The organism is Dietzia sp. DQ11-44, assembly GCF_014145205.1.
GTDB classification, from domain to species: domain Bacteria; phylum Actinomycetota; class Actinomycetes; order Mycobacteriales; family Mycobacteriaceae; genus Dietzia; species Dietzia natronolimnaea.
Genome location: NZ_JAALEC010000504.1, coordinates 1 through 2,343, shown reverse-complemented (window position 1 = coordinate 2,343; position 2,343 = coordinate 1). Strand labels below are relative to the sequence as shown.

Below are 2,343 nucleotides of genomic sequence, written 5' to 3'. Positions count from 1 at the left end.
CGGGAGTGGCTGCTCGAGTACAAGCGGTCGATCGCCTCCCGCTCCGACGAGTTGGCCTCGCTCATCTCCGCCGAGACCGGCAAGCCGGACGAGGACGCGACGCTCGAGGTCATGCTCACGGTGAGCCACCTGGAGTGGGCGGCCAAGAACGCCGACAAGGTGCTGCGCCGCCGCTCGGTGTCCGCCGGACTGCTCATGAGCAACCAGGCGGCCTACGTCGAGTACCAGCCGTACGGCGTCGTCGGCGCGATCGGCCCCTGGAACTATCCCGCGTTCACCCCGATGGGCACCCTCTCCTACGCCATGGCCGCCGGCAACGCCGTGGTGTTCAAGCCCAGTGAACTCACGCCCGGAGTGGGCGTCTGGCTCGCCGAGGTGTGGAACTCGCTCGGCGCCTCCCAGCCGCTGTTCCAGACCGTCACGGGTGACGGCTCGACCGGCGCCGCGCTGTGCAGGGCGGGCGTGGACAAACTGGCGTTCACCGGGTCGGCCGCGACGGGCCGCAAGGTCATGGCCGCGTGCGCGGAGACCCTCACCCCCGTCGTCATCGAGGGCGGCGGCAAGGACGCGTTCCTGGTGGACGCCGACGCCGACCTGGACTCGGCCGTCGACCAGGCGGTCTTCGGCGCCATGGGCAACGCGGGGCAGACGTGCGCCGGCGTCGAACGGATCTACGTCCACCGGGACGTCCGGGACGCCTTCGTCCACAAGTTCACCGCGAAGGTCCGGGCGCTGACCCCCGGCACCTCGGTGACCTCCAGCTACGGCCCCATGACGCTGCCGTCCCAGATCGACATCGTCCGCCGACACGTCAAGGACGCGCTGGCCCGGGGTGGCACGGCCGTCATCGGGGGCGAGGAGTCGGTGGGGGAGCGGGTCGTCGAGCCGGTCGTGCTGGTCGACGTGCCCGAGGACTCCACGGCGATCACCGAGGAGACGTTCGGGCCGACCGTCGTCATCAACTCGGTCGCGGACCTCGAGGAGGCGGTCGAGAAGGCCAACGCCAGCAGCTACGGCCTCGGCGGCGCGATCTTCACCGGCAACCGCAAGCGGGGACTGGCGCTGGCGGAGAAGCTCGACGTGGGCATGGTGTCGGTCAACGCGTTCCTGGCCTTCGCCGGGATCCCCTCGCTCCCGTTCGGTGGGTCGGGCGACTCGGGCTTCGGCCGCATCCACGGCGCCGACGGGCTCCGGGAGTTCTCGCGGCCCAAGGCCATCACGGCACAGAAGTTCGCCGCCCCGCTCAACCTCATGACCATGACCCGCAAGCCGAGGGACATCAAGGTGGTCAAGTGGATGCTGGCCAACGTGCAGGGAAAGCTGTGATCTCCCGATGACCGCCACCGCCTCGAACAGAACGACGCCGGAGGAACTCCGGGACACGACGACGACGAGCTCCGCGGACGCGGGACGGCGCACCCTGCCCGGGGTGTTCGGACCGATCCCGTCCGAGCTGGTGGCCGACGCCGCCGTCGAGCACCCGCTCACGGCGTCGCCGCCGCTCAAGCCGGGCCGCTGGTACTGGCGGGATCTCATCGCGTCCCTCGACCCGGTCGCCGACGCGGCGGAGATCCACCGCATCACCTCCTCCTACGAGTTCCCCTGGGACTACCAGCGGGCACTCGAGCTGGCCCTGTACCGCACGTACTGTGTGCCCTCGGTGTCGGCGGTCCTGGAGCAGGCCGGCCAGTTCCGCGACAACCCCCAGAAGCGGTACGACGACACCGCGTTGCTGATGGTGGAGCTGGTCGAGCACGGGTACGACTCGCCGCGCGGCAAGGAGGCGCTGCGGGTGATCAACCGCCAGCACGCGCGGTACGAGATCACCAACGACGACATGCTGTACGTGCTGTCGACGTTCATCTACGAGCCGCTGGAGTGGATCGACGCGATCGGGTGGCGGCGCCTGCACCCCCACGAGCGACTGGCCGCGTTCCACTTCTACCGCGGGGTGGGGCAGCGGATGAAGATCGCCGACATCCCGGAGGACATCGGGGAGTTCCGCCGGTGGCGTGACGACTACGAGGCCCGCACCTTCCGCTATGACCGGAACAACGAGCTCATCGGCACGTACACGCTCGATCTCATGTGTTCCTGGTATCCGGAGGCGGTCCGCCCCGCGGTCCGCAAGGTGGTCCTGTCGCTGGTGGACGACGACATGACCCGGGCCTTCGGCTTCCCGTGGCAGCCGCCGGGACGACGCAGGGCCGCGTACGCCGCGCTGCGGGCCCGGTCCGCGGTGGTCCGGTGGCTCCCGGTACGTCGACGGGCGCTGGGGTCGAGCGCGACCGAGAACCGGACCTACCCCGGGTATCCGAACGGCTACCGGCCCGCCGACCTGGG

At 70.2% G+C, this 2,343-nt stretch carries 2 protein-coding genes; both read left to right on the top strand.

Annotated elements, in window-relative coordinates; all coding sequences use genetic code 11:
• Window positions 1-1,326: aldehyde dehydrogenase family protein (locus tag G6018_RS12610; RefSeq protein ID WP_182639778.1), on the top strand; the 1,326-nt coding region annotated here is incomplete at its 5' end.
• Window positions 1,327-1,333: 7 nt separating this feature from the next.
• On the top strand, window positions 1,334-2,343 hold a 1,010-nt coding region (locus G6018_RS12605; protein ID WP_182639777.1), incomplete at its 3' end, for an oxygenase MpaB family protein.